This is a genomic window from Nocardia sp. NPDC004860, assembly GCF_040609015.1.
Taxonomy (GTDB): Bacteria; Actinomycetota; Actinomycetes; order Mycobacteriales; family Mycobacteriaceae; genus Nocardia.
Genome location: NZ_JBEXJI010000020.1, coordinates 26,879 through 53,295, shown reverse-complemented (window position 1 = coordinate 53,295; position 26,417 = coordinate 26,879). Strand labels below are relative to the sequence as shown.

Annotated in this window: 25 protein-coding genes; 10 read left to right on the top strand and 15 right to left on the bottom strand. The window is 68.5% G+C overall.

Translation table 11 applies throughout. The features are described from left to right. Window positions 1–33: 33 nt before the first annotated feature. Window positions 34–717, bottom strand: a complete 684-nt coding sequence (locus ABZV44_RS29925; protein WP_354843365.1) for a TrmH family RNA methyltransferase — start codon at window positions 715–717, stop codon at window positions 34–36. A gap of 18 nt (window positions 718–735) precedes the next feature. Then, window positions 736–1,143, bottom strand: a complete 408-nt coding sequence (locus tag ABZV44_RS29920; protein WP_354843362.1) for a DUF4190 domain-containing protein — start codon at window positions 1,141–1,143, stop codon at window positions 736–738. Window positions 1,144–1,234: 91 nt separating this feature from the next. Between ABZV44_RS29920 and ABZV44_RS29915 the strand changes: the two genes are divergently transcribed. The 7 genes from ABZV44_RS29915 to ABZV44_RS29885 all read left to right on the top strand — a co-directional run bounded on the left by ABZV44_RS29915 (window position 1,235) and on the right by ABZV44_RS29885 (window position 7,684). Beyond that, complete coding sequence (locus ABZV44_RS29915) at window positions 1,235–2,626, top strand: sensor domain-containing protein (protein WP_354843359.1); 1,392 nt, start codon at window positions 1,235–1,237, stop codon at window positions 2,624–2,626. A gap of 53 nt (window positions 2,627–2,679) precedes the next feature. Beyond that, entirely contained in the window at window positions 2,680–3,321 is a 642-nt protein-coding gene (locus ABZV44_RS29910; RefSeq protein WP_354843642.1) for a response regulator transcription factor, read from the top strand. Window positions 3,322–3,361: 40 nt separating this feature from the next. Then, window positions 3,362–3,973 (top strand): Uma2 family endonuclease, encoded by a 612-nt coding sequence (locus ABZV44_RS29905; protein WP_354843356.1) that lies wholly within the window; start codon window positions 3,362–3,364, stop codon window positions 3,971–3,973. Window positions 3,974–4,065: 92 nt separating this feature from the next. Then, window positions 4,066–4,512 carry a hypothetical protein gene (locus ABZV44_RS29900; RefSeq protein WP_354843354.1) on the top strand — a complete coding sequence of 149 codons (447 nt, stop codon included), beginning with the start codon at window positions 4,066–4,068 and terminating at the stop codon, window positions 4,510–4,512. Between the two features lie 54 nt (window positions 4,513–4,566). Then, window positions 4,567–5,892, top strand: a complete 1,326-nt coding sequence (locus tag ABZV44_RS29895) for a cytosine permease (protein WP_354843351.1) — start codon at window positions 4,567–4,569, stop codon at window positions 5,890–5,892. Beyond that, window positions 5,889–7,001, top strand: coding sequence for a phosphotransferase (locus ABZV44_RS29890; protein WP_354843349.1), 1,113 nt, complete (start codon window positions 5,889–5,891; stop codon window positions 6,999–7,001). Before ABZV44_RS29895 ends, ABZV44_RS29890 begins: the two co-directional genes overlap by 4 nt. A gap of 161 nt (window positions 7,002–7,162) precedes the next feature. Further along, window positions 7,163–7,684 (top strand): hypothetical protein, encoded by a 522-nt coding sequence (locus ABZV44_RS29885; RefSeq protein ID WP_354843346.1) that lies wholly within the window; start codon window positions 7,163–7,165, stop codon window positions 7,682–7,684. A gap of 126 nt (window positions 7,685–7,810) precedes the next feature. Here the strand turns inward: ABZV44_RS29885 and ABZV44_RS29880 are convergent, their stop codons facing one another. The 7 genes from ABZV44_RS29880 to clpB form a co-directional block, all read right to left on the bottom strand. Further along, window positions 7,811–8,497: a lysoplasmalogenase gene (locus tag ABZV44_RS29880; protein ID WP_354843343.1), complete on the bottom strand. Its 687-nt coding sequence runs from the start codon at window positions 8,495–8,497 to the stop codon at window positions 7,811–7,813. Then, entirely contained in the window at window positions 8,497–9,555 is a 1,059-nt protein-coding gene (locus ABZV44_RS29875; protein ID WP_354843340.1) for a beta-ketoacyl-ACP synthase 3, read from the bottom strand. The genes ABZV44_RS29880 and ABZV44_RS29875 overlap by 1 nt, the downstream gene beginning before the upstream one ends. 122 nt (window positions 9,556–9,677) lie before the next feature. Beyond that, window positions 9,678–10,223 (bottom strand): orotate phosphoribosyltransferase, encoded by a 546-nt coding sequence (gene pyrE, locus ABZV44_RS29870; RefSeq protein ID WP_354843337.1) that lies wholly within the window; start codon window positions 10,221–10,223, stop codon window positions 9,678–9,680. 8 nt (window positions 10,224–10,231) lie between these two features. Beyond that, window positions 10,232–11,059 (bottom strand): SDR family oxidoreductase, encoded by an 828-nt coding sequence (locus tag ABZV44_RS29865; protein ID WP_354843334.1) that lies wholly within the window; start codon window positions 11,057–11,059, stop codon window positions 10,232–10,234. A 148-nt stretch (window positions 11,060–11,207) separates the two neighbouring features. Then, a complete protein-coding gene (locus ABZV44_RS29860; protein ID WP_354843332.1) occupies window positions 11,208–12,332 on the bottom strand; it encodes a hypothetical protein in 1,125 nt (374 codons plus the stop codon). Between the two features lie 197 nt (window positions 12,333–12,529). After that, window positions 12,530–13,411 carry a DUF5666 domain-containing protein gene (locus tag ABZV44_RS29855; protein WP_354843329.1) on the bottom strand — a complete coding sequence of 294 codons (882 nt, stop codon included), beginning with the start codon at window positions 13,409–13,411 and terminating at the stop codon, window positions 12,530–12,532. 162 nt (window positions 13,412–13,573) lie between these two features. Continuing rightward, complete coding sequence (clpB, locus tag ABZV44_RS29850) at window positions 13,574–16,129, bottom strand: ATP-dependent chaperone ClpB (protein ID WP_354843326.1); 2,556 nt, start codon at window positions 16,127–16,129, stop codon at window positions 13,574–13,576. Between the two features lie 191 nt (window positions 16,130–16,320). Between clpB and ABZV44_RS29845 the strand changes: the two genes are divergently transcribed. The 3 genes from ABZV44_RS29845 (at window position 16,321) to ABZV44_RS29835 (ending at window position 19,410) form a co-directional block, all read left to right on the top strand. Continuing rightward, on the top strand, window positions 16,321–17,298 hold the full coding sequence (locus tag ABZV44_RS29845) for an NADP-dependent oxidoreductase (RefSeq protein WP_354843323.1): 978 nt from the start codon (window positions 16,321–16,323) through the stop codon (window positions 17,296–17,298). Window positions 17,299–17,432: 134 nt separating this feature from the next. After that, window positions 17,433–18,593: an FAD-binding oxidoreductase gene (locus ABZV44_RS29840; RefSeq protein ID WP_354843320.1), complete on the top strand. Its 1,161-nt coding sequence runs from the start codon at window positions 17,433–17,435 to the stop codon at window positions 18,591–18,593. A gap of 31 nt (window positions 18,594–18,624) precedes the next feature. Continuing rightward, window positions 18,625–19,410, top strand: coding sequence for an FAD-binding oxidoreductase (locus ABZV44_RS29835; protein WP_354843317.1), 786 nt, complete (start codon window positions 18,625–18,627; stop codon window positions 19,408–19,410). 14 nt (window positions 19,411–19,424) lie between these two features. Here the strand turns inward: ABZV44_RS29835 and ABZV44_RS29830 are convergent, their stop codons facing one another. The 6 genes from ABZV44_RS29830 to ABZV44_RS29805 form a co-directional block, all read right to left on the bottom strand. After that, complete coding sequence (locus tag ABZV44_RS29830; RefSeq protein ID WP_354843314.1) at window positions 19,425–20,594, bottom strand: globin domain-containing protein; 1,170 nt, start codon at window positions 20,592–20,594, stop codon at window positions 19,425–19,427. A gap of 681 nt (window positions 20,595–21,275) precedes the next feature. Then, on the bottom strand, window positions 21,276–21,668 hold the full coding sequence (locus ABZV44_RS29825) for a helix-turn-helix transcriptional regulator (RefSeq protein WP_354843312.1): 393 nt from the start codon (window positions 21,666–21,668) through the stop codon (window positions 21,276–21,278). Further along, window positions 21,668–22,846 carry a molecular chaperone DnaJ gene (dnaJ, locus tag ABZV44_RS29820; RefSeq protein ID WP_354843309.1) on the bottom strand — a complete coding sequence of 393 codons (1,179 nt, stop codon included), beginning with the start codon at window positions 22,844–22,846 and terminating at the stop codon, window positions 21,668–21,670. Before dnaJ ends, ABZV44_RS29825 begins: the two co-directional genes overlap by 1 nt. A gap of 54 nt (window positions 22,847–22,900) precedes the next feature. Then, window positions 22,901–23,509, bottom strand: a complete 609-nt coding sequence (gene grpE / locus ABZV44_RS29815; protein WP_354843306.1) for a nucleotide exchange factor GrpE — start codon at window positions 23,507–23,509, stop codon at window positions 22,901–22,903. Next, entirely contained in the window at window positions 23,506–25,344 is a 1,839-nt protein-coding gene (gene dnaK / locus ABZV44_RS29810) for a molecular chaperone DnaK (RefSeq protein WP_354843303.1), read from the bottom strand. Before dnaK ends, grpE begins: the two co-directional genes overlap by 4 nt. 297 nt (window positions 25,345–25,641) lie before the next feature. After that, entirely contained in the window at window positions 25,642–26,412 is a 771-nt protein-coding gene (locus ABZV44_RS29805) for a DUF1707 domain-containing protein (protein ID WP_354843300.1), read from the bottom strand. Window positions 26,413–26,417: the final 5 nt, after the last annotated feature.

The window sequence follows — 26,417 nt, the reverse complement described above, 5'->3', positions numbered from 1 at the left end:
TCGTGGCTGATTTGTTACCGAGAGTCGTCCAGCTCACCAGGCGGTGGTGAGGTCGGCGTGCTGGCGGATCCAGGCGTGCATGGCGATACCCGCGGCGACACCGGCATTGATACTGCGGGTCGAGCCGAACTGCGCGATCGAAACGGTCAGCAGCGCGCCCGCTTTCGCGGCCTCGGTCACGCCCGGGCCCTCCTGGCCGAAGAGCAGCAGGCACTCGCGCGGCAGCGCCGCGGTCTCCAGCGGCACCGCGCCGGGGACGTTGTCCACCGCCACCACCGTCAGCCCCTCGCCGGCCGCGAAACGCAGCAGCTCATCGATGTCGGCGTGATGGTGAATGTGCTGGTAGCGGTCGGTGACCATGGCCCCGCGCCGATTCCACCGCTTGCGCCCGACAATGTGCACGGCCGCCGCCGCGAAGGCATTGGCCGTGCGCACCACCGTGCCGATATTGGCGTCGTGCCCGAAGTTCTCGATGGCCACGTGGAACGGGTGCCGGCGGCTGTCGATATCGGCGACGATGGCCTCGCGCCGCCAATACCGGTAGGCATCCACCACATTGCGCCGGTCGCCGTGCTCCAGCAGGTCCGGGTCCAGGCGCGGATCGTCCGGCGGCTCGGTGCCGAACTCCTCGCGCCACGGTCCGACGCCGTGCGGATGCTCACCCCATTCGGTCGGTCCGGGGGTCGGCGGTTCGTGGGCGGTCGGGGCGGAACTCACCCCGGCGATGGTAGTTGCCTAGTGCGAGGAGCCGACCGCGCCCACGATGATGGCCAGCACGATGAACAGGATGACCAGGACCATCAGCGCCGTGGCGACGATGCCGCAGATCCAGCCGGCCGTCACCATGCCGCTGCCGCCGATCATGCCGTTCGACTCGCTGATCTCCCGGCGGGCCTTGCCGCCCATGATCCAGGCCACCGGACCGAGCAGCTGGCAGAACATCAGGCTCATGATGCCGAGGATCAACACCACCACCGCCTGCGGATGATCCGGCGCGGGCGCGCCGTAGTAGCCGGGCGGGTAGTAACCGGGCGCCTGCGGCGGGTAGCCCTGGGGGTAGCCGGGCTGCTGGTTGTAGCCCGGCTGCTGCTGGTAGCCCTGGGACTGCGGATCCCAGCCCGGCGGGGGCGCGTCGTAGGTCATGGCTGAATGCTAGGTGGTCGTGCTGGCTACACCGAATACTTTCTGGGCTGCTCCCTCGCCACCGCACCGCGCCGCCCGCGACCATGAATCCATGAGCGATACGGCCGCCCTACCCAGCATCCTGCTCGATCCGCCCGCGCCGCAATCGGATCCGGGCTCGCGCCCCACCCCCGAGTCCGTGCTGCGGACCTTCCTGGTCACGCCGTTCCGGGCGCGCACCTGGAAGGAATTCGCCTACCTGATCATCGTTTTCGGGCTGGGCTGTGCCGCCGCGGTCTATCTGTTCCTGGGTATCGGCGGCAGCCTGTACCTCTCGGTGTTCGTGGTGGGCATCCCGGTGCTGGCGGCCATGATCCTCGGCGGGCGGGTGTGGGGCCGCATTCATCGGGTGCTGGGCGCCGTGCTGCTCGACGCGGCCCTGCCCGAGCCGCCCCCGTTCACCTTTCGGCCCGGGCCGATCGGCTGGCTGCGCAGTGCCTTCACCGATCGGACCTCGTACCGCGCCCTGCTGTTCCTGGTCCTCGACGGCTTGCTGGGTGTGGTGATCGGCTACGGTGTGCTGACGGCGGTGGCGGTGACGGGTTTCGTTGCGCTGTCGCCGATTCCGTGGGCACTCATGGATCCGGTCAATGTGGACGAACGCGGCGTGTCACACCGTTCGATGATCCAGTTCGGCGACTACTACCTCGACACCTGGCCGCGCGTCCTGGCTTTCGCGGCGCTCGGCGTGCTTGGCTGCTTCCTGCTGCCGTGGCTGATCCGCGGCGTCTGTGTCCTGCACCGCGCGCTCGCGCTGTGGCTGCTCACCCCGACGGCCCGCGATCTCGAGCTGGCCGGCCTGCGCGAGAGCCGCCGCGCCGCGGTCGACGACTCCACCGCCACCCTGCGCCGGCTGGAACGCGACCTGCACGACGGCACCCAGGCGCGACTGGTCAGCATCGCCATGATGCTGGGCCGCGCCGAGGAGCGGATCGCGGCGGGCGGCGACGCCGCCGAGCTGATCGCCCAGGCCCGCGCCGGATCCAAGGAGGCACTGACCGAACTGCGGGAACTGGTGCGCGGCATCCATCCACCCGCCCTCGAACTCGGGCTGGAACCGGCGCTGGAGACCCTGGCCGCCCGCTGCGCGCTGCCGGTGGAGCTGCGGGTGCTGCTGCCGCTGCGGCCCAGCCCGGCCATCGAGGCCATCGCCTACTTCTCGGTCGCGGAACTGCTCACCAATGTGGTGAAACACGCTGCCGCGAACCGGATCTGGGTGGCGGTGCTGCCGGCCGGGACGGATGCGCTGGCGGTGAGCGTGCGCGACAACGGCCAGGGCGGCGCGCTGCAACCGGTGGGCGGACCCGGCGAAGGCGTTGTGGTGGGCGGGCTTTCGGGGCTGGCGCAGCGGGCGCGCGCGGTGGACGGCACGCTCACGGTGGTCAGCCCTATCTGCGGCCCGACCGTGGTCACGCTGGTGCTGCCGCTGGCCGGGCCGCAATGATCGAGGCTGTGAACACCCGGGACAACCAGGACGCGAACACCGCGAACCAGCCGCTGCGGGTGGTCATCGCGGAGGACAATGCCATCCTGCGCGACGGCCTCACCGCGTTGCTGGCGGAGCGCGGGTTCGAGGTGGTGGCCGCGGTGAGCGATGCGACCGGTCTGCACGCCGCGGTCGCCGACCAGCTGCCGGATGTCGCCGTGGTGGACGTCCGCATGCCGCCCAGCTTCACCGACGAGGGTCTGCTGGCCGCGCTCGCGCTGCGCCGCAGCCATCCCGGCACCGGAGTGCTGGTGTTCTCGCAGTGGATCGAAACCCGTTATGCCACCGAGTTACTGGCCGCCGGCGCGGGCGGCGTCGGCTACCTGCTCAAGGACCGGGTGGCCGACGTCGGCGATTTCACCGACGCCCTGCGCCGCGTCGCCACCGGCGGCACGGCGCTGGACCCGGAGGTGGTCGGCCAGCTCATGGGCGCTGCCCGGCAACAGGATTCGCTGGCCCGCCTCACCCCGCGCGAGCGTGAAGTGCTGGAATCCATGGCCCAGGGGCTGTCGAACGCGGCCATCGCCCGGGCCCTCTCGGTGACCGAACGCGGGGTGGAGAAGCACATCGGCAACATCTTCTCCAAGCTGGAATTGCCGCCCTCGGATCTGCATCATCGGCGGGTACTCGCCGTTCTGCGGTTGCGGGGTTGAAACATCGCTGCACGGTTGCCGGGCGTGGAAGACTGGCCTCATGACTCGATCGAGTTCCGCGGAATTGCTGAAATCGGTTGAATACTGGCCGAATCACCTCCTGACCATCGAGGAGTGGTCGCTGCTGCCGGAGAACAATCGGCACTGCCGCGAACTGGTGGACGGCGTGCTGGTGGTGGCGCCGCAGCCGCCGCGGCATCAGCTCGCGGTATGGCGTCTGGCCGCTCAGCTGGAGCGGGCGCTGCCCCGGCGGGTGGCCGCCATGGCGCGGATCGAATTGATCATCGACGACGGCACGCCGCCGACCGTGCGGGTGCCGGATGTGCTGATCGTGGGCGGTACGGCCGGGGCCGAGCACGCCACCCGGGTGCGGCCGGGCGATGTGCTGGCGGCCATCGAGATCGTGTCGCCGGGTTCGCGGCGGGTGGATCGGGTCATGAAGTTCGCCGAGTACGCGGCGGCGGGGATCGGGCACTACTGGCTGCTGGAGACCGAGGAGTCGATGCGGCTGCTGACCCATCGGCTGCGGGACGGTCGATACCTACCGACCGGTGAGTACTCCGGACAGGTCACCCTGGGCCTCGACGGCCTCGACCTGCCGCTCGATCTGGACACTCTCACCGCGCTCCGGACATCCGGCGTGTCCGTGTGACCCACCAGCCCTCTGACCTCGCCTGATCGGCCCACACGGAACAAGTATCGGGACTATCCTGGAATTCTGATAGGCCGTGGTTGGAGGGTGTCATGGACCACGCGCGTATAGCCCGTACGGTGCTCGGAGTGACGGCGGCATATCTCGTCGCACTCGGGTTGTGGCTGGGGTGGTTGGTCCCACTCACCCCGCCGGGTACCGTGCCGGTCCAGATCGTCACACTGGTCGGTCTCTTCGGAACGTTCCTGGGCCTCGGCATGCTGTTCGCCCAGCGCCCCAGCCGCTCCGACCGCAGACTACGCCGGCACGGGCTCGAGGGCTGGGCGAACATCGAAGCGGTCCACCCCTTGCAGCGCACCGACCACTGCACCGAGATCACCGAACTCGATCTCGAACTCGTGGTGCCGGGCTCGGAGACCTACTACGGCAGCATCGTCTTCGATGTCGAACCGGTGGTGAAACCGAGAATCGCTGTGGGCGGCACGATTTCGATCCGCGTCGACCCGCAGAACCGGGACCGGATCATCCTCTGCCTCTGATATATATCCAGCTCAGTGCCGGATTCGCACGATTCGGGCCGTAGGCTCCTGGGCATGACGATCGCCGAGAAACCCGACCGCAGGGAAGCGCCGCTGGTGCTCGACACCCAGCCGCCGCGCACGCTGGGGTTCACGGATCAGGCGGCGTTCTGGCTCAATCTCGGCGTCAGTCTCATCGGCTTCAGCGGCGCCGCGTACGTGCTCTTCCCGACCGGGAACCCGCCGCTCCCGCTGGCCGGGGCGCTGCTGGCGACCGTCCTGGGCACCGTGGTCGGCGCGGCCATGGTGGCCGGACCGGGCGCCGTCGGGGCCCGCACCGGCGCACCGGCCATGGCGGTGCTGCGCGGCCTGTTCGGGACGCGGCTGTCGTATCTGCCGACGGTCGCCAATATCGTGCAGTGCATCGGCTGGGGTGTGTACGAGCTGACCGTGATCGCGCTCGGCGTCTCGGCGCTCACCCACGACCGGGTTCCGCACTGGGTGGTGATCGTCGCGGCGGGCACGCTGTCCACCACCATGGCCATCTGGCCGCTGTCCGCGGTGCGGGCGCTCCGCAAATACGTCTCGGTGGCGGTGGCGGTCGCCATGCTCTACTTCACGATCGAGTTACTGCGGCAACCGATTCCGGTGCAGCACGACACCAGCTGGAGCGGGTTCTGGCCCGCCGTCGACACCACCCTGGCCGTATCCATCTCGTTCGTGCCGCTGGCCGCCGACTACACCCGGCACTCCCGCTCGGCGAAGACCGCCGCCGGGGCCACCGTGGCCGGCTACTCGATCGCCCAGGTGTGGTGCTACCTGCTGGGCATCATCGCCATCCTGCAGGCGGGCGGCAATGCCGACCACGTTTTCGACTCGTTCCTGGGCGTCACCGCGGGCTGGCTCTTCTTCGCGGTACTGGTGCTGCGCGAATCGGACCAGTCCTTCGCCAATGTGTATTCGACGGCCATGTCCATCCAGAACCTGCTGCCGCGGGTGGATCGGCGACTGCTGGCCGGGCTGGTCGGTGTGGCGGTGACACTGCTGGCGCTACCGGTGCGCGACTTCAGCAGCTACGCGAATTTCCTCTATCTGATCGGCTCGGTCTTCGTGCCGCTGTGCGCGGTGCTCATCGTCGACTACTTCCTCGGCCAGGGCCGCCGCGACTGGAATCTGGCGCAGAACGCGCCGGCCCGGCCGCTCATGCTGCTGCCGTGGGCGGTCGGCTTCGTGGTGTACCAGCTGTTCAATCCCGGCTCCATCAGCTGGTGGGCGACATTCTGGACCCGGGCACAGGACGCGCTCGGCGTGCATCCGGGCTGGTGGTCCTCGGCCTCGCTCTACTCGTTCCTGGCCGCCGCGGCGGTAACCGCGCTCCTGGTGCGGGTCCGGCGGGGATGACCGACGGCCGCGTCTACGGCATGGGCTTCGACCCGCTGGTCGAACCCGATTGGCCTGCACTGACTTCCGCCGAGGTGGACGCGGTGCTGGGCACGGACGCGACGATCGTGTGGCGCAGCCCGAGACCACTGTCGGCGACCGCCCGGGTACGCCCGCCGGACGGGCGCGACCTCATCGTCAAACGCCTCCCCCGGGCGCTGCGCGACGCCGCCGCGCTCGGCGAGGAGCACCGCTTCATGGATCACCTACGCTCGCAAGGAATTCCGGTGCCGCGGGTACTGCACACGGTCGACCTGGGCGATTTCGCCTACGAGGTCCAGGAATCGGGTGACGGGCGAGACGAGTACGAGGGCGTCTTCTCCTGGACGCCGTACCGCTCCCTCGACGGGGCGGCCGCGGCCGGCCGCCTGCTGGCCCGCCTGCACCTGGCCGCCGCGGGTTACGAGGCGCCACGCCGCCCGCCCCGGCCGCTACTGGCAGGCTTCACCCTCTTCGCCTCCGCCGATCCCCTTGCGGCCGTGGCGCATCGGGCCGCGGAACGCCCGGCCGTCGGCGCATTCCTGGCCGAACGCGACTGGCGGGCGGACCTGGAACGCGTCCACCTCCCGGCCTACGAACGGCTCCGGCCCCTGCTCACGGACCTGGAACCGCTGTGGACACACAATGATTGGCACGGCACGAACCTGCTCTGGCGCGACCGCGACATCACCGCCGTCATCGACTTCGGGCTGTGCGACCGCACCACCGCCGTCCACGATCTCGCCACCGCCATCGAACGCAGTGCCGTGGACTGGATTTCGATCCGCGATGGCGGACCGGCGAAGGTGCGATTCGACCAGGTACGCGCACTGCTGCAGGGCTACGAATCGGTCCGGCCGCTGACCGCCGCCGAGCGGCGCGGCCTTCCGGCACTGCTCCCCCTCGTGCATTGCGAGTACGAGCTGTCCGAGATCGACTACTTCCTCGGCGTCGTCCCCGGCGGCAATGCGAAGAACGCCGAAATCGCCTACGACGAGTACTTTCTCGGCCATACCGCATGGTGGACGGAATCCGGCGCGGGCCGTGAACTGCTATCCGCAATCCCCGGAATGGCACGCGTCACCGAATAGTGGTGGCGAGCACAATTCCGCGGATCTCGAATAGCGGCAGCGGGACTTGATTCCGCGACCGCGATCGGATAAAACTTGTTCCGTTGCCATCGGCAACGCGAATCGTTCTGCACGCCATCTGAGTTCAGCGTGCTGCGGGGGTCGGGAGGACAGGAAAAATCATGCGTCGCACCATTCGTAATTTCGGTCGTAAGGCAATCGTCGCGGCACTGCCGCTGGCCGTCGCCACGACTTTCGCAAGCGCGGGAACGGCTTCCGCCACCGCCCCGGCCGACGCCGTGCAGTCGGCCCCGGTCGTGCAGATGGTCACGGCTCCGGTCGCGGCCGCCATCGCGCAGACCATCGCGCCGGCGGCGGTCTCCGTCGCTCCGGAGGCCGCGCAGCCGGTCACCCCCGATGTCGAGCAGCCCGTTGCGCCCGGGGTCGCGCAGCCTGCGGCCGAGATCTCGCAGCCGCAGGACATCGCCACCGATCCCAATGCCAAGAACCACGACCCGATGGCCAATGCCGCCGTCGTAGGCGCGGGTGTCGGGGCCGTGATCGGCGCCGTCATCTGCGCCGTCACCGTGGTCGGCATTCCGCTCATCCCGCTGTGCGCCCTCGGCCCGGCGCTCCAGGGCGCGCTGATCGGCCTGCTCGTCGGCGCGGTCGACCCGGATGCCATTCCGCAGGTCCTGCCCTGATCCCTCGGGGATAAAACACCGGAACCCCGTCCCGAAACTCGGGATGGGGTTCTTTTCCGATCGAATTCGATGACCGGCAGCGGTTGCCGATGACAGATACGGTGACCTATTCGGTTACCGATATGGCTACCGATGCGCGCGGGGATCCGTGAGCAGGTATTGCGCGGCGGCATACGTGCCGAGAATGACGCCCTCACTGATCCTGCGCGACTTCTCACCGCGCGCGAAAATGCGCCGCAGCACGATCAATCCGTCGGACAGCGTGAACAACAGCGCACCCACGCCCAATCGGCTGCGCGGGTCCGCATTCGGAATGTTCACGCCCGCAATATTCTTCGCGTCCCGGGCCAGTTCCGGATCGGACGCCAGCGTGGCCGCCGTGCCGAGGGTCGCGCCGTAGGCGGTGAGCGGCACCGCGATCGCCGGGGCCTTGAACCGCATCAGCGTCGCCGCGCCCAGCCAGGCCGCCAGGCGCGGAACCGCGATCTGCGCGCGCGGCCGGCCGCCGCGCCGGAACCACAACCACGAGTACCCGGTCTGCATGACCGCGAAAGACGAAGCGCCGGCTATCAGTCGGCGATCGTCATCGGGGTCGATCAGCAACACGTCGCCGACCGTGGCCGCGGCCAGCGACCCGAGCAGCACCGTGCGATCGGTGCGATCCAGGGCCGCGCCATTCATCGCCACATCGGCCGCCAGCAGCGGCATCAGCAAAGGCTTTGCGGCCCACTGCAGTTTCTCGCGGCCGGTGACGGCGCCGAACACCGTCACCACCGCCGCGCCGACGAAAGCGGCGCGAAACGGGCGGGCCATCAGAAGCTGGGTTCGGCCGGCGCGGGCGGCAGCACCGCGACCTGACCGGCGTAGGACAGGCCCGCGCCGAAGCCGAGCAGCAGCGCCAGCTGACCGCCCTTGGCCTTGCCGGTCACCAGCATCTCCTCCATGGCCAGCGGAATCGAGGCCGCGGAGGTATTGCCGGTGTTCTCGATGTCATTGGCCATCGGGATGTCGTCGGCGAGCCCGAGGTTCTTCTTCATGAGCTCGTTGATGCGGGCATTGGCCTGGTGCGGGATGAACACCTCGATGTCCTCCTTGTGCACGCCGGACTGCTCGATGGCACTCGACAGCGCGCGCGGCAGGGTGACCGCGGCCCAGCGGAAGACCTTGGGGCCCTCCATGTGCAGCGACATGCGGCCCACCGGCTCGACGGCCGGGTCAGTGCCCTGCAGGCGCTGCGCCTTGTTCATGAACTCCAGGAAGTCGACGTCCTGCGCGATGGCCTCGGCGTTCTCGCCGTCGGAACCCCACACGGTCGGCGAGATGCCGTTCTCCTCGCTGGGCCCGACCACGACCGCACCCGCGCCGTCGCCGAAGATCATGGCGGTGCCGCGATCCTTCGGGTCCAGGCCCACGGTCATCGTCTCCGCGCCGATCACCAGGATGTATTCGGCCGAGCCGGAGCGGATCATGTCGGTGGCGACACCCAGGCCGTAACCGAACCCGCCGCAGCCGGAGGTCAGGTCGAAGGCCGGGATGCCGTTCATGCCGAGGTCCGCGGCGACGCTCGGGGCACCGTGCGGGGTCAGTTTGAGCCAGCTGGAGGTGCAGAAGAGCAGCGCGCCGATCTTGGATCGGTCGATGCCGGTGTTGTTCAGCGCCCGGTTGCCCGCCGCCACCGCCATGGTGCGCAGCGTCTCGTCACCGGAGATCCAGCGCCGGTTGTGGATGCCGGTGCGCTCGAAGATCCACTCCGGGGTGGAGTCCAGGACCTCGCACACTTCGGCGTTGCTGACCACGCGCTGGGGCCGGTAGGCGCCGATGCCGAGCATCGCAACATTTTGATGACCCTTGTTGATTGCAATGCTCACCACAGGTGACTCACACGACCCTTCACAACACCTTTGTCGGACGTAAGACCAGCACCAGGCTAACCCAGAGCAAGGGTTCAGCCCAGAGCAAAGTCTTGTTAACCGTTCGGTAAGGACCTAAGTCCTCACCCCAGGGCGAGGTCCTTCAGACCCAGGATCGACCGGTACTCCAGCCCCTCGGCCGCGATGATGTCGTCGGCGCCGGTCTCGCGGTCCACCACGGTGGCCACACCGACCACGATGGCGCCCGCCTCACGCAGCGCGCGCACCGCGGTGAGCGGGGAGTTTCCGGTCGTGGTGGTGTCCTCGACCACCAGCACCCGCTTGCCCACGATGTCCGGGCCCTCGATCTGGCGCTGCATGCCGTGCGTCTTGGCGGCCTTGCGGACCACGAAGGCGTCGATGGCCCGGCCGGGCGCGTGCATGACCGCGGCCGCCACCGGGTCCGCGCCCATGGTGAGCCCGCCCACCGCGTCGAAGTCCCAGTCCGCCACGAGTTCGCGCAGTAGCTTGCCGATGAGCGGGGCCGCCTCGTGGTGCAGGGTGGCGCGGCGCAGGTCCACGTAGTAGTCGGCTTCCTTGCCCGAGGACAGGGTCACCCGGCCGTGCACCACGGCGAGGTCGCGCACCAGAGCCGCGAGTCTGTCCCGGTCGGTGGTCGTTACCTGCATTGCTTCCTCTATGTCCTTCCGCGTGCGTTGAACAGGCCCCGGTTCAGGCGGGTCACCAGGGATCGTGGGATGAACCCGGCGATCGCGACGATCGCTTTGTACTGCATTCCGGGCACGCTGATCACCCGGTCTCTCTCCAGATCATGCAGCGAACCCGCCACCACCTCGTCCACGCTCAACCACAACGGTCGCGGTAGCGAGGCCATGTCGATTCCGGCCCGCTCATGGAATTCGGTGCGGACGAATCCCGGGCACAAGGCCTGCACCCGGACTCCGGTTCCGGCCAGCCCGCCGGCCAGCCCCTGGGAAAAGGATACGACGTACGCCTTGGAGGCCGAATAGGTCGAACCCCGTCCGGGTATCAGGCCCGCGATGCTGGCCACATTGACCACGGTGCCCTTGGCCGCGTGCAGCATGGGCGGCAGGGCCGCCCGGGTCAGCTGTACGACGGCGTTGACGTTCACATCCAGTTGCTGCTGCAGGGCGTCCGGCTCCAGCGTCCAGAACTCGCCCGACATGCCGAATCCCGCATTGTTGACCAGGAATTCGACGCCCTGTGCCAGGCGCTCGGCCACCCGGCCGAGGTCGGCGGAGCGGCCCAGGTCCGCGGGCAGCGTCTCGGCTCGCGCGCCGAAACGCACCCGCACATCGTGTGCCAGCGCGGCCAGCCGATCCTCATCCCGCGCCACCAGCACCAGGTCGTAGCCGAGCGCGGCGAGCCGGGTGGCGTACGCCTTGCCGATGCCGGAGGTCGGTCCCGTGATCAGGGCCACCGGGCGGTGGGCACCCGGCAGGCGCGGGGCGCCCGCCGGACGATCAGGGGAACTCTCGGTCATCGGCGGCCCATCACTCGCACGACTGGGGAGCGGTCGGCAATGACCGGAACTGCGCCCCCATTCTGATCCCTGACCGACCCACACGCGGCGAATTCGCGCAGACACCACGTGGCTGCGGCGTGCCGCGCGCGGACACGGCCGGGGTGGGTCACCTCGGCGCGGGTCCCTGATAGGGGCGGAACCCCGGATGGAACGGGCCGCCGGGCGGCGCGCTGCGGCCCTGGTCCCTGCGCCAGCCCTCCTCGGGCTCGCGGTCGGCGTCGGATTCGTCGCGCCAATCCTCGGATTCCGGTTCCGCCCAACGGTCTTCGTCCCCGGGGCGGCGGCGGTCGTCCTCGTCGTACGGGTCCGGCTCCTCCCCCTCGGGGGCGGGCGGCCAGTTGCGGCGCGGACGGTTGCGCGGGTCCGGCACGACTTTCAGTGCGGGACGCCAGTTTTCGGGCTCGTCGTCCGGTTCGCTCGCGCCGGCGATATCGCTGACCAGCGGGGACTCGTAATCGTCGGCTTCCTCGGCGCGCGGGCGGGCCGGGCGGTCCTGGGCGCGCGGGCGATCGCGATCGTCGCCGAAGTCGCCGAATTCGTCGTGGCCGTCGTAGTCGTCGTCCTCGGGAACCGGGTGCGAGCGACCGGGTTCGGGGAGTTCGTCGCGGCCGCGCTCGGCATTGATGACCGGCGGCAGCACGTGCAGCAGGCCCGACAGCCGCAGCACCGCGTCGATGGCCATCTCCCAGTCCTTGGCCACGGCACCGACCGGCAGCATGCCCAGGGTCCAGTTGCCCTCGGACCACAGCTGCTGCACGGTGTCGGGCAGCGACTCGATGAACGCCACCATGCGCTGATCCACCGCGTGCCGGGCGACGTCCGGGTTGGTGGCGAAGACCACCCGGTCGCCGATGGCGCCGAGCAGCTCCAGATCGTGATCCTTGGGCGGCGCCGCGGTTTTCAGCCGCAGGTCGATGTCGATGTCCGAGCCGATCTGCCGGCGCACCGCGACCAGGGTGGCGGCGTCCTCCAGATCGAAGAGCACGAACTTCTCACCCTTGCGGTTACCCGACACCACGTCCACCGCGGACAGGTAGCCGAGCTTGGCCAGGGCGCCGCGCCGCCAGGTGGAGGCGAGCGCGGGCTCCACCGAAACATAGGTGTAGCCCTGGGATTTCGCCCAGACCTGTCGCACGTGCCCGGTGCGCTGCCGCTGCAGCCGATCGAAATAGAGCAGCACGATCGCACCCACGAGCGCGATCGCCGCCAGCCCGAACCATATCGCCGTCATCGCCGCCTACCCTACTGTGTTTGATTGCCCCTCCGCTTCGCTCCGGGGCGGGTTCGCGGCGCTGGAGGTCTCGATTCTTCCCTCCTCCGCTCCTCCGCTTCGCTCCCCGCTCCGTCAGTCCAGAATCGAGCGCTCCGCCTCCCCGCGCTTGCGCCGCGAACCTTTGGGTTGGTCAGTTTTTCCGCTTGCACCATGTGTCATCGGGTAGCACTCGGCATCGAGGTGCTGATGATCAGCTTCGCCTGGATGGATCCGTCGGCGTTCTTGTCGCCCTGGACCATGATCACCTCACCGACCGGCAAGTCCGAAACCTTGGTGCTGCCCAGGGAAATCACCTGTGTCTTGGTGTCGGTCTTCACGGTGGCCGTGCCACCGGACAACGTGGTGATGGTGAGGGTGGAACCGTCGTTGTTCGAGATCGTGCCCATGTTCGCACCCAGCTCGTCCAGATCGCCCAGGCCCGGGATGGTGGGAATGCCGCTGGGCAGGGGTAGGGCCGAGGAGTTGCCGGGCAGGCTCGACGCCGGGTACCCGGAGGTCCTGACGCTGCCGGGTGCGGCGCTGTTCGACGAATCGTTGTTCGACAGCAGGGTTCCCGCCGCGACGCCGACAATGGCGACCACGATGACCGCGGCGATGGTCAGCGCGATCCACAGGGTGGTCCGGCGGGGCGGCGGGGGCGGGACCGGATGCTGCGGGAAGCCCGCGGGCTGATATCCACCGGTCGGCATGCCCGGACCACCCGGGTAACCGGGCCCGCCCGCGGCGGTCGGAAATCCGGGCGCGCCATAGCTACTCGTGGGGGCGTACCCGGGCTGGCCCGGGTAGACGGCGGCCGGCTCGTAGCCGCCGCCGGTCTCGTATCCACCCCACTGCGCGTCCGCCGGCGGCAGCACGCGGGTGGAGTCGGGCCCGGCCGGCTGCCCGAAATAGTCGATCGGACCGGCGGGTATGGCCTCGGTGGGCCCGTAGCCCGCGGCGCTATCCGAGGGGTAGCCGCCAGGTGCGGCCTGCTCGGCGGGCCCCTCCCCGGGGCCCGGTTCCGGCCGCCGCGACCACGGATCGCTCGGATTGGTCATGACCTCCAGGGTAGGCGGCCGACCCGTCCCGAGCCGCGAACTCGACCGGACGGTTCCCAATCCGCGGACCGTTCACACCTCGAAACCGGCAAGGCTCGGTCGCCCGGAACGCGCAAGGCCCCCGCCGAGCCGAAGCTCGCGCGGGGGCCCGGGTCCGCCGCGTCAGCGGCCGACGATGAGGGTGTCGCCGTCGGGGGTGACGTTGACCTTCACCGTGTCACCGTCCTGCACCTCGCCGGCCAGCAGTTCCTTGGCGAGCGAGTCGCCGATGGCCTGCTGGATGAGGCGGCGCAGCGGGCGCGCGCCGTAGGCCGGGTCGTAGCCGCGCACGGCCAGCCAGAAGCGGGCCGAGTCGGACACGTCCAGCTTCAGGCGACGCTGGGACAGGCGCTTCTGCAGCTGGTTCAGCTGGATGTCGACGATCCGCTCCAGCTGTTCCTCGTCGAGCGCGTGGAACATGACCACGTCGTCGAGCCGGTTCAGGAACTCCGGCTTGAAGGCGCGGCGCACCGCGTTCATGACCGCATCCTTGTCACCGCCCGCACCCAGATTGGAGGTCAGGATGAGGATGGTGTTGCGGAAGTCGACCGTGCGGCCCTGGCTGTCGGTCAGCCGGCCCTCGTCGAGCACCTGCAGCAGGATGTCGAAGACGTCCGGGTGGGCCTTCTCGATCTCGTCGAACAGCACCACCGTGTACGGGCGTCGCCGCACCGCCTCGGTGAGCTGGCCGCCCTGGTCGTAGCCGACGTAGCCGGGGGGCGCCCCGACCAGGCGGGCCACCGAGTGCTTCTCGCTGTACTCGCTCATGTCGATGCGGACCATGGCGCGCTCGTCGTCGAACAGGAAGTCCGCCAACGCCTTCGCGAGTTCGGTCTTACCGACGCCGGTCGGGCCGACGAACATGAACGAGCCGGTGGGCCGGTTGGGGTCGGCGACCCCGGCCCGGGCGCGGCGCACGGCATCCGAAACCGCTTGCACGGCTTCCGGTTGCCCGACGACCCGGTTGCCCAGCTCGTCCTCCATGCGCAGCAGCTTCTGGGTCTCGCCCTCCATCATCTTGCCCACGGGGACACCGGTCCACGACGACACCACCTCGGCGATATCGTCCGGCCCGACCTCCTCCTTGAGCATGACGTCGCCGTCGGCGGCGGTCTTCGCCTTGGACTCGGCCTCGGCGAGTTCCTTCTCCAGCTTGGGGATTCGCCCGTACCGGAGTTCGGCGGCCTTGTTGTAGTCGCCGTCGCGCTCGGCCCGCTCGGATTCGCCCTTGAGCGACTCCAGCTCCTCCTTGAGCACGCTCACCGCGTCGATGGCCTGCTTCTCGTTCTGCCAGCGGGTCATCAGCTGGTTGAGCTTCTCGCGGTCGTCGGCGAGCTCCTGGCGCAGCTTCTCCAGCCGCTGCTTGGACGCCTCGTCGGTCTCCTTGGCCAGCGCCACCTCTTCGATCTCGAGCCGCCGCACCACGCGTTCGATCTCGTCGATTTCCACTGGGCGGGAATCGATTTCCATGCGCAGCCGCGAGGCCGACTCGTCGACCAGATCGATGGCCTTGTCCGGCAGGAACCTCGAGGTGATGTAGCGGTCGGACAGGGTCGCCGCGGCCACCAGCGCGGAGTCGGTGATCCGCACGTGGTGGTGGTTCTCGTAGCGCTCCTTGAGCCCGCGCAGGATGCCGACGGTGTCCTCCACCGACGGCTCGCCCACCAGCACCTGCTGGAACCGGCGTTCCAGGGCCGGGTCCTTCTCGATGTGCTGCCGGTATTCGTCGAGGGTGGTGGCGCCGACCAGCCGCAGCTCGCCGCGGGCCAGCATGGGCTTGATCATGTTGCCCGCGTCCATGGCGGATTCGCCGGTGGCGCCGGCGCCCACGATGGTGTGCAGCTCGTCGATGAACGTGATGATCTGTCCGGCAGAGGATTTGATCTCCTCCAGCACGGCCTTCAGCCGCTCCTCGAACTCACCGCGGTACTTGGCGCCGGCCACCATCGCGCCCAGGTCGAGCGAGACGAGCTTCTTGCCGCGCAACGATTCCGGGACGTCACCCGCCACGATGCGCTGGGCCAGGCCCTCCACGATGGCGGTCTTGCCGACGCCGGGCTCGCCGATCAGCACCGGGTTGTTCTTGGTGCGACGGCTCAAAACCTGTACGACACGGCGGATTTCGGTGTCGCGGCCGATGACCGGGTCCAGCTTGCCCTCGCGGGCGGCGGCGGTCAGGTCGGTGGAGTACTTCTCCAGCGCCTGGTACGAGCCCTCCGGATCCGGCGAGGTGACACGGGCGTTGCCACGCACGGCGGTGAAGGCCTCGCGCAGGGCATCGGCGGTCGCGCCGTACTTCAGCAGCAGTTGCTGAACGTCGGAGTCACCGGCGGCCAGGCCGTAGACCAGGTGCTCGGTGGAGACGTATTCGTCGCCCAGCTCGGTGGCCAGCCGCTGCGCGGAGCTGAGCGCCGCGATGGCTTCGCGCCCGAGATTGGGAGTGGTGGTGGCGCCGGTGGCCCGGGGCAGCCGGTCCACGATCTCCTGGGCCTCGCGCCGCACCGTCGCCGGGTCGACCGCGACGGCCTTGAGCAGCGGTGCGGCGATGCCGTCGATCTGATCCAGCAACGCCACCAGCAAGTGCGCCGGACGGATTTCCGGGTTTCCGGCGACGGCGGCCGCCTGTTGCGCGGCGGTCAGGGCCGCCTGGGTCTTGGTGGTGGGATTGAACGAGTCCACTGTCACCTTCCTACTTGTCGTTGCCCTCTACAACGCGGTAGAAGTTGAGTCTGTTCCGCTCAAGTCTGACCAGTTTTCGACGCCAGGTCCAGTGTCCGAGGCCGGTTCCTACGCTACGCGTACGATGACTCCATTCGTTGACGCATCACACCAGCTCATCCATCCCGGTTTCCGAATGAATGGAGCAGCAAATGCGCGCGATCGTCGTCCGTGAATTCGGTGGCCGCCCCGAGCCCGCCGACATGCCCACCCCCGAGGCCGGACCGGGCCAGGTCCAGATCCAGCTCGAGGCCGCCGGGGTCAACCCGTTCGACCAGCGGATCATCGACGGCTTCCTGGACGGCCAACTGCCGCACGACTTTCCGCTGATCCCGGGCACCGACGGAGCGGGCACGATCAGCGCGGTGGGCGCGGGGGTGAACGACTTCGAGGTCGGGGAGCGGGTGGTCGGGAAGTTCCTGAACCCGCCGGTCGGGCACGGCACCTTCGCCGAATACATCGTGGCGCCGCACGATGGCGCCCTCGCCAAGCTGCCGGACGAGGTCTCCGCCATTCGCGGCGCCGCCCTGCCGACCGCGGGTATCACGGCCCTGGACCTCATGCACGCCGCCGGGGTCACCCGCAACCAGAAGGTGCTGGTCGTGGGCGCCTCGGGTGGCGTCGGCTCCTATCTGGTGCAGCTCGCCGCGCTCGCCGGCGCGCACGTCATCGCCACCGCCCGCCCCGACGACACCGATCGGATGATCCGGCTGGGCGCGACCGAGGTGGTGAACTACGGACGGATCACCGTCACCGACTCCCCCACCCACGCCGAGGGCTCGGAGTTGTCGGTCGCGGATTCGGTGCGGATCACCGATCCCGGCGGCATCGACGTGCTGTTCGATCTGGTCAGCCCGCCGCCGGTTTTCGCCGACAACGCGAGCCTGGTCAAGTCCGACGGTTCGGCCTATTCGACCATCTGGTCCGCCGACGAGGCGGATCTGCAGGCCCGGGGCGTGCACGGCGGCAACCTCCAATCCCATGGCGGCGCAGCCGAATTGCGCGAGCTGCTGCGGATGGTCGGCGACGGCGACCTGATGGTCCCGATCAGCGCCATGCCGCCGCTGGCCGAGGCCCCCGGCGTGATCGGCGCATCCGGCGCACGCGGCAAGATCGTCCTGGTGATCTGAACTCCGGGTTACGCAAATCGATCGGCCTCCGGCTATATCCGTGCGACCACCGCGTTTTAAGGGATACTTGACGCGGAGGGCCGCCTGGCAGCAGGCGTTCCGGGGTAGCAGCACAGGAAGGAAAGCTCGACGTCGTGGATGCGCGTTCGGCAGCGCTGGTCCGCGCAAACTTTCGGACAGTCGTCGAGGCCCCCAACGGGCCGGAACGGCTGATCAGCGCGTTCTACGGTCATCTTTTCGCAGAGATTCCCGCCCTGCGGGAACTGTTTCCCTCCGCCATGGACATGCAGCCGAAACGGTTGGTCACGGCCATCTCGTTCGTGCTCGACAACCTGGAGGACTGGGATCGCGCGCAACGCTTCCTGGAGCAACTCGCGCGCGACCATCGCAAGTACGGGGTGGAGGCGGCGCACTACGACATCGCCGGGCGCGCCCTGCTCCATGCCTTCCGCAGCTACAACGGCACCGCGAACTGGAGCCGGCAGCTGGAGGCCGGCTGGCGCGACATCACCATCCTGATCTCGGCGTCCATGGCCATCGGCGCCAATTCGGATAAGTCGCAACCATATTGGGAGGCGACGGTGGTCGGGCACCGGCGGGTGGTGGACGATCTGGCCATCGTCCGTCTGCAGACCGACACCCCGATCCCCTATCAGGCCGGGCAGTACGTACCGGTGGCCATTCCGCAGCGGCCCAAGATGTGGCGCTACCTGTCGCCGGCCATCCCCACCAATCCGTACGGCGAGATCGAGTTCCATGTGCGGAAGGTGCGCACCGGCTGGGTGAGCCCGGGCATCGTGAACGAGACCCAGGTCGGCGACCGGTGGATGATCGCCGCGCCGCTGGGTGGTCTGCACGTGGATCTGAGCCGCCGCAAGGACGTGCTCATGATCGGGTCCGGTACCGGCATCGCCCCGCTGCGGGCACAGCTCATCGAGATGGGCCGGCGCGGCATCAATCCGCGCGTGCACCTGTTCATGGGCGGGCGCTACCCGTGTGATCTCTACGACGTGGAGAACATGTGGCAGCTCTCGCAGTCCAATCCGTGGCTCACGGTCGTCCCGGTCTGCGAGAACGAGACCAACCCGTGGTGGCACCCCTATCCGCCGGCCGAGACGCCGTTCGGCATGCATCGGCGGCTGATCGGCAATCTGGGCGCGGTGGTGGCCAGCTTCGGCGCCTGGGCCGATCGCCAGATCCAGATCGCCGGCTCGGCCCGCATGATCGCCGATACCAAGCGCGCCCTGCTCGCGGTGGGCACGCCGACGTCGGCGATAAGCTCGGATCCGGTGTAGTGCACGGCCTTTCGACAATCAGGAGTTATCGGTGACGCTCGGCCCGGACGAGACCGGAGAGCTCGCGCTCGGCGCGCAGACGGAATGGAATGCCACGGTGGTGGGTGCGCACCGGCTGCGCGAGGACACCACGGTGGTGCGGCTGATCGGCGAGTTCGTGCCGTTCGCGGCGGGCCAGTCGGTGGAGGTGCGCACGCCGCAGCATCCGAACATGGTGCGCCGCCTGTATCCCGCGCTGCCGCCCTCGCTGGACGGCAAGCTGGAATTCCACGTGCGCACGGTGCCGGGCGGCTGGTGCAGCGGTTCCATCGTCGCCGACTCGCATCCGGGCGACGAATGGCGGATCAGCGCGCCCGCGGGCTGGCTGACCGTGGAACCGGAGGCCACCGAGGTGGTCATGATCGCCGACGGGGTCGGGCTCGCGCCGATGCGCGCGCTGCTGCTGGATCTGTCGCGCCGGGAGCAGCCGCCGCGCACCCACCTGTTCGTGGGCGGGCGCTACCCGCGCGACCTCTACGCCTCCGACATGCTCTACCTGCTGACCGGTGAACTGCCGTGGCTCACGGTCGTTCCCGTGGTGCAGAGCGAGTACGACCCGGATCTCGTCGACGCCTGGTACGAGCAGTGCCGGGTGGACATCGGCTTCCGCCCGGAGGAGATGATGCCGGGCACCATCGCCGACATCCCGGAACGGTTCGGCCCGCTGGACCACCACAAGATCCTGGTCTGCGGCGGCGCGGCCATGGTCCGCAACACCATCGATCAGCTGGTCGCCATCGGCGCGCCCGCGGAAGCCATTCGCTACGAAGGCTTCTGAGGGTTCCGCCGCGCTCAGAACAAGGGGTCGTGGCGGATGTTCTCGGTGGGGGTGCCCGCGGCCATGAGGCGGAACTTGGTGGTCTGCACCATGGACGGCGCGCCGACGATCTGCACGTCCCGGTCGACCCAGGAGCCGTGGCTCGCCACGATCTTGCCGATCTGACCGACCACCCGCGGCTGCAGGCCCGGATACTCGCGGATCCCGTCGGAGCCGTCGAAGTGCCACCACGGGTTCTCGGTGGATTCGGTGACCGGGTGCACGCTGAGCCACTTGTTGGCGCAGGCCAATTGGCTCAGCACCTCGAGATCGTAGAGATCGCACGGGTAGTGGCCGCCGACGAACAGATCCACCTTGGGGTTGGAGCGCCGGGCGGTCATGGCCATGAGCTGGGCGCGCAGCGGGGCGATGCCGGTGCCGCAGCCGATCATGAGCAGCTTGCGGCGGGTGTTGCGGGGCACGCCGAGGCCGCCCAGTGGCGAGCCGATCAGCCACTGCTCGCCGACCCGGCTGTGGCCGACCATGGCCGGGCTGACCCAGCCGCCGGTGACGCCGCGGATGTGGAATTCCAGTTCGCCGCCGGCATTCGCGGGGATGGCCGGGGACAGGTAGCGCCACATGCGCGGGCGGGACGGGATCTGCACGCTCATGTACTGACCGGCCGCGTACTGCATGGGCTGGTCCAGCCGCAGGCGCACGATGGCCAGGTTGCGCAGTACTTCCCGGTGCTCGATGACGGTGCCGGTCCATACCGGCGGGGTGGTCTCCTGCTCGGCCGCGTTGATCATGGTGCCGGCGATGACGCCGATGCCCTCGTCCCAGGCGCGCCCGATCTCGTCGGTCCAGATCTCGGTGCCGGCGTAGGCCTCCAGCGCGCTCTTGAGCGATTTCCCCACGGCCTCATAGTGTTCGGCCACCACCCCGTACTTGCGGTGATCACGCCCGAGCTGGGCCAGGAAGGGCAGCAACCGGTCCGGCTCCTCCAGCCGGTCCACCACGTAGGCGATGGCCTTGACCAGCCGGTCGCGCTGGGCGTCCAGGGCGGCGGGGAAGTGGTCGCGAACGTGGGGGTACTCCGTGAAGAGGATGGAGTAGAACGATCGCGCGAGTTTCTCGGGGCCACCTTCTTCCGCAGCAACCGCCTTGAACGTTGTTCTTATCAATGCGACGGTGCGCGAATCCATGTGTGTCACAACCCCATTTCGCAATCGAACGCAGGCGTGACCGGCGAGTGAAGTGCTGCGGGACACTCGACAGCAGCCGTTGCCAAGCCAGTGTAGGCGAGGTTAGCCAGCAACGGAACGGGACGTTTCAATAACGCGGCCTCTATTCCTCGAAAACGTGAATGTTGCGGGGTATCCGAGCCGAAAACAGACTGTTCAACCGGAACGCGCCGTGAGACACAGGCTTTCGGACGGCGAACCTGCCTGATCCGTTTTGCAAGGCTCAGGAAAACAGCGATCCTGCCGCAACTGCGCCGGTCCTCGAATTCTCTTGCAGCATACGGACAAAACTCACGATTGGCATCAATTTATACCGTACCGGTCTGTTTGCAATTCGCAGGCATCAAGAATTTCGCCAATCCCACAGCCCCTCAGGACAACTCAGCACATTGCCCGCAATAATCGCAAGCGGGCGAACACCCGGCCCCATCGGCAACGCCTGATACAGCAGAGAAGGGGTCGGGAGCAACCTCCCGACCCCTTACCTCTACTGCCCGTTTTCCCTAACGGGACAACTGATTTCGCGAGATCCGGGTAACTCCCCGGGTACCCCCGAAATAGCTTCGGCTCCCAACCGCGGGCACGGCTGCCCAACCCCAACGGCTCTCAGCCGCCCGCTGAATATCCGGAGAGGCGGGGGAGCTACTGCTTTCGCCGGTTTCGAGGCTGCCACACCACGAGAGCGGTGCTGCGCTGCGGCGGGGTCAGGTCGGGGCGGTATCCCGACCGGAGCCTTTCCACCTCGGCGGTCAACTCGCTCACCCGCTGCTGCAGCTCCTCCACCTGGTTGGTGAGTTCGATGATCCGTTTGACGCCGGCCAGGTTCACGCCCTCGTCCTGGGACAGGCGCTGCACCTCGCGGAGCAGCTCCACATCCCGGTCCGAGTAGCGCCGCCCGCCGCCCGAGGTACGTTGCGGCGAAACCAGACCCAGCCGGTCATAGGTGCGCAGCGTCTGGGCGTGCATGCCCGCCAGCTGCGCGGCCACCGAGATCAGGAAGTACTGGGCCTCGGTCTTCTTCGGATCGGAACTCATTACGCACCTGCCCATCCCGCACGTGGATCGAACCCGCTGGTCTTCTCCGCCTCCGAGTAGCGCCGCAGCGCCTCGGCGGCATTGTCGTCCAGCTTCTGCGGTACCGCGACCTTCACCGTGACCAGCAGGTCACCGGCGCCGCCGTCACGCTTGGGCACACCGCGCCCGCGCACCCGCAGGGTCCGGCCGTCGGCGGTGCCCGGCGGCACCTTGACGCCGACACGGCCGTCCAGGGTGGGCACGGAAACCGTGGTACCCAGCACCAGTTCGGCGTACGAGACCGGCAGCACCAGGGTCAGGTCGTCGCCATTGCGGCCGAAGACCTTGTCCTGGCTGACGTGCACGGTGACGTACAGGTCACCCGGAGGCGCGCCGCGCAGGCCCGCCTCGCCCTGACCGGCCAGCCGGATCCGCTGCCCGTCGCGCACGCCCGGGGGAATGCGCACGGTGATGGTGCGGGTCCGGTTCTGGATGCCACTGCCGCGGCAGTCGACACAGGGGTCGTCGATGATCGATCCGGTGCCCCGGCAGTCCTCGCACGGCTCGCTGAAGCCGAACGCGCCCTGGTTCCGGCTGACCACACCGGTGCCATTGCAGTGCGGGCAGACTCGCGGGCTGGTGCCCGGCTTGGCACCACTGCCATGGCAGGTGGTGCAGGCGGCCGGGCTGGTCATGCGCAGCGGGACGGTCACGCCCTGGGCGGCCTCGCGGAAGCCGAGGGTGGTCTCGGTCTCGACATCCGAACCGCGCCGCGGACGCGACGAGGTCCGGGTGCCACCGCGATTGAACAGTCCGCCCAGCAGATCGCCCAGGCCGCCGTCGGCGCCACCGGCTCCGGCGCCCGCGCCGAAGATGTCGCCGAGGTTGAACTCGCCGGAGAACCCGCCGCCGGGCTGACCGTAGCCACCCCCGGGCGAGAACCCGCCGCGGCCGAAACCGCCGCCGGCGAACAGCTTCCGGGCCTCGTCGTACTCCTTGCGCTTCTCCGGATCCGACAGCACGGCATTCGCCTCGCTGACGGCCTTGAACCGCTCCTCGGCCGTGCTGTCCCCGGGGTTCTTGTCCGGGTGCAGGTCACGGGCCAGCTTGCGGTAGGCCTTCTTGATCTCGTCCTGGGTGGCGCCGGAGGAAACACCCAGATCCTTGTAGAAGTCCTTCTCGAGCCACTCTCGATTCACCGGGCATCTCCTCCTTTCTGTGTTGTCGGTGACGCCGGGGGCGTCTGTGCGTTGTTAATCAGTGCCAGCGGCATCGGTGCCAGCGTTCGTCGTATCCGGCTGCGCCGCAGCCAGATCCGCCACACCGTCGGTGACGCCGACCAGCGCGTGCCGCAGCACGCGATCGCCGAAGCGGTAGCCCTTGCGCATCACCATGCCGAGGATCGGGTCCGCGCCACTGCCCTCGTGCTGCACGGCCTCGTGCAGGGTCGGGTCGAAAGGCTCACCCTCCGAACCGAATTCCTCGAGGCCCTGCTTCTGCAGGGCGGTGACCAGCTTGTCCGCGACCGACTTGAGCGGTCCGTTGTCGAGGTCACCGTGCGCGCGGGCGCGATCCAGATCGTCGAGCACCGGGAGCAGTTCGCCCACGACCGCGGCCTTGGCGGTGTCGATGGCGGCCTTGCGGTCGCGCTCGACGCGGCGGCGGTAGTTGGCGTACTCCGCGGTAAGACGCTGCAGATCGGCGGTGCGCTCGGCCAATTCGGCCGTGATCGCGTCGGCGAGGGCATCCTCACTGACCTCGGGAGTTCCCTCGGCCCCGAGGGCCGCGGCGGTGTCCGCCGCGGCCTCGAAGACCTCACCCGTGGCCGAGTCGACCATGTTTTCCGGGTTCTGGTTCGTCACTTCTTCTCAGGCTCCTCGACGACCTCGGCATCCACGACGGTGTCATCGGACTGCGGCGCGCCCGCGCCGTTGCCCTGGGCGGCCTGGTCCGCGGCCGAGGCCTCGTAGATGGCCTGGCCCAGCGCCTGCGACTCGGTGGCGAGCTTCTCCACCGCGGTCTTGATGACCGAGATGTCGGTGCCCTCGAGCGCCTCTTTCGCCTCCGCGATGGCCGCCTCGACCTTGGTCTTGACGTCCGCCGGGACCTTGTCCTCGTTGTCCTTGATGAACTTCTCGGTCTGGTGCACCAGCGACTCGGCCTGGTTGCGGGTCTCCGCCTCCTCGCGACGCGCCTTGTCCTCGGCCGCGTGCGCCTCGGCGTCCTTCACCATCCGGTCGATCTCCTCCTTGGACAGGCCGGAGCCGTCCTGGATCTTGATCGTGTTCTCCTTGCCGGTGCCCTTGTCCTTGGCGGTGACGTGGACGATGCCGTTGGCGTCGATGTCGAAGGTGACCTCGATCTGCGGCACGCCGCGCGGGGCCGGCGGGATGCCGGTCAGCTCGAACGATCCGAGCAGCTTGTTGTGCGAGGCGATCTCGCGCTCACCCTGGAAGACCTGGATCTGCACGGACGGCTGGTTGTCGTCGGCCGTGGTGAAGGTCTCCGACCGCTTGGTCGGAATGGTGGTGTTGCGCTCGATCAGCTTGGTCATCACGCCGCCCTTGGTCTCGATGCCCAGCGACAGCGGGGTGACATCGAGCAGCAGGACGTCCTTGACCTCACCCTTGAGCACACCGGCCTGCAGGGCGGCGCCGACGGCGACGACCTCGTCCGGGTTCACGCCCTTGTTGGGCTCCTTGCCGCCGGTCAGTTCCTTGACCAGGTCGGACACGGCGGGCATACGGGTCGAGCCGCCAACGAGCACAACGTGATCGATGTCGCCGACCGAGATGCCGGCGTCCTTGATGACCGACTGGAACGGCTTGCGGGTGCGGTCCAGCAGATCCGAGGTGATCTTCTGGAACTCGGCGCGGGTCAGCTGCTCGTCGAGGAACAGCGGGTTCTTGTCCGCGTCGACCGTGATGTAGGGCAGGTTGATCGAGGTCGACTGCGAGGACGACAGCTCGATCTTGGCCTTCTCGGCAGCCTCGCGCAGGCGCTGCATGGCCATCTTGTCCTTGGTCAGGTCGATGCCCGAGGTGCCCTTGAACTTGTCGACCAGCCAGCCGACGATGCGCTCGTCCCAGTCGTCGCCACCGAGGTGGTTGTCACCGGAGGTGGCGCGGACCTCGACGACGCCCTCGCCGATCTCCAGCAGCGAGACGTCGAAGGTGCCGCCACCGAGGTCGAAGACCAGGATGGTCTGTTCCTTGTCGCCCTTGTCGAGGCCGTAGGCCAGCGCGGCCGCGGTGGGCTCGTTGACGATGCGGAGCACGTTCATGCCCGCGATCTGGCCGGCCTCCTTGGTGGCCTGGCGCTGCGCGTCCTCGAAGTAGGCGGGGACGGTGATCACGGCGTCGGTGATCTCTTCACCCAGGTAGGCCTCGGCGTCGCGCTTCAGCTTCATCAGCACGCGCGCGGAGATCTCCTGCGGGGTGTACTTCTTGCCGTCGATGTCGACAGACCAGTCCTCGCCCATGTGGCGCTTGACGGACCGGATGGTGCGGTCGACGTTGGTGACGGCCTGGTTCTTGGCGGGCTGACCGACGAGCACCTCACCGTTCTTGGCGAAAGCGACGATCGACGGCGTGGTGCGCGATCCTTCCGAGTTGGCCACGACGACCGGTTCGCCGCCTTCGAGAACGGCGATGACAGAGTTCGTGGTCCCGAGGTCGATACCGACCGCACGAGCCATGGTGGTTCCTCCTAGTTGACGTACCTGAGCGCGCCGGAATCCCTTCCGAGCGACTCCGGCGCACTGCAATCCCAGTAACACTGAGCGTGGTCGGCTCAATCCTGCACCCGCCGGCGGCGGCGCGCAACTTGAACTTGAGTCTGACTCGCTCAACCTTGCTGACCTGTCCCAACGGGGACCGCACGTCATCTATTCCACGCAGCACAAAAAAATTCTTCGCGGGCAGGCGCGACTCGCCGCCCCATTGTGTCCACACCGGTCGGTTTGCAACTACCGGCAGGCCGGGACCGTGACCGATCAGCTGGGCGGGTAGATCGCGATCGGCTCGCCGGTGGCGGTGACCTTGAAATAGCCGTGCTGGGAGCCGTCGTCGACATAGACGGTCACCACCGGACTGCCATCGGCGCCCCGGGCGATCTCGACGTGGCCGATCCGGCCGTTGGGCACGCCCGCCGACTGCGGAGCCCCGGCGAGCAGGCCCGCGATCTTCTTCAGATCCAGGACCGACAAGTCGAAGATGTCCGCGCCCGGAGACCGGGCTATGTCGTCATAGGAGTGGAAGCTGCCGTCGTAACGGATGTGCGCGTCACGTGGCGCCGACGGATCCTTACGCCGCTCGATGATCACGTAGGTGGGATAGAGGAGAACCTGGTCGGCCTTGGTGTCGCCGAAATGGTCCTGGTAGGCCGCGACGAAACTGGCCAGGCCCGCGCCCGTGGTCGGGTCCGGCAGAGCGGGTTTCGGTGCGGCCGTGCGCGAGACGCAACCCGCGAACGCGCCCAGCAGCGCCGCGGCCACCAGGATCGCGGCGGCGACCCGCATGCGAGTGGACGGACCGCGCCGATTCGCCCGCACCACAGGCGAATTCACCAGATTGGCGGGAATCTGCAGATCCTCCAGCACCGCGTCCAGTTCGCCGAAGGTCTTGGCCGCCATCGCCTTCGCGGTTCGTGCGGTGTACTCGCTTGCGGTGAGCTCGCCGGCGTCCCGGGCGGTGTCGAGCAGGGTGCAGGCGTCCACGCGATCGGTGTCGCGGGCCCGCAATCCCTGGGAGCGTGCATCAGCCATGGTCT

Bases quoted from the DNA above. Each gene is read 5' to 3' on its own strand.
- ABZV44_RS29920 (WP_354843362.1), bottom strand. From the start codon at position 1,143: ATGACCTACGACGCGCCCCCGCCGGGCTGGGATCCGCAGTCCCAGGGC.
- ABZV44_RS29915 (WP_354843359.1), top strand. From the start codon at position 1,235: ATGAGCGATACGGCCGCCCTACCCAGCATCCTGCTCGATCCGCCCGCG.
- ABZV44_RS29905 (WP_354843356.1), top strand. From the start codon at position 3,362: ATGACTCGATCGAGTTCCGCGGAATTGCTGAAATCGGTTGAATACTGG.
- ABZV44_RS29900 (WP_354843354.1), top strand. From the start codon at position 4,066: ATGGACCACGCGCGTATAGCCCGTACGGTGCTCGGAGTGACGGCGGCA.
- ABZV44_RS29895 (WP_354843351.1), top strand. From the start codon at position 4,567: ATGACGATCGCCGAGAAACCCGACCGCAGGGAAGCGCCGCTGGTGCTC.
- ABZV44_RS29890 (WP_354843349.1), top strand. From the start codon at position 5,889: ATGACCGACGGCCGCGTCTACGGCATGGGCTTCGACCCGCTGGTCGAA.
- ABZV44_RS29885 (WP_354843346.1), top strand. From the start codon at position 7,163: ATGCGTCGCACCATTCGTAATTTCGGTCGTAAGGCAATCGTCGCGGCA.
- ABZV44_RS29880 (WP_354843343.1), bottom strand. From the start codon at position 8,497: ATGGCCCGCCCGTTTCGCGCCGCTTTCGTCGGCGCGGCGGTGGTGACG.
- pyrE (WP_354843337.1), bottom strand. From the start codon at position 10,223: ATGCAGGTAACGACCACCGACCGGGACAGACTCGCGGCTCTGGTGCGC.
- ABZV44_RS29865 (WP_354843334.1), bottom strand. From the start codon at position 11,059: ATGACCGAGAGTTCCCCTGATCGTCCGGCGGGCGCCCCGCGCCTGCCG.
- ABZV44_RS29860 (WP_354843332.1), bottom strand. From the start codon at position 12,332: ATGACGGCGATATGGTTCGGGCTGGCGGCGATCGCGCTCGTGGGTGCG.
- ABZV44_RS29855 (WP_354843329.1), bottom strand. From the start codon at position 13,411: ATGACCAATCCGAGCGATCCGTGGTCGCGGCGGCCGGAACCGGGCCCC.
- ABZV44_RS29845 (WP_354843323.1), top strand. From the start codon at position 16,321: ATGCGCGCGATCGTCGTCCGTGAATTCGGTGGCCGCCCCGAGCCCGCC.
- ABZV44_RS29830 (WP_354843314.1), bottom strand. From the start codon at position 20,594: ATGGATTCGCGCACCGTCGCATTGATAAGAACAACGTTCAAGGCGGTT.
- ABZV44_RS29825 (WP_354843312.1), bottom strand. From the start codon at position 21,668: ATGAGTTCCGATCCGAAGAAGACCGAGGCCCAGTACTTCCTGATCTCG.
- dnaK (WP_354843303.1), bottom strand. From the start codon at position 25,344: ATGGCTCGTGCGGTCGGTATCGACCTCGGGACCACGAACTCTGTCATC.
- ABZV44_RS29805 (WP_354843300.1), bottom strand. From the start codon at position 26,412: ATGGCTGATGCACGCTCCCAGGGATTGCGGGCCCGCGACACCGATCGC.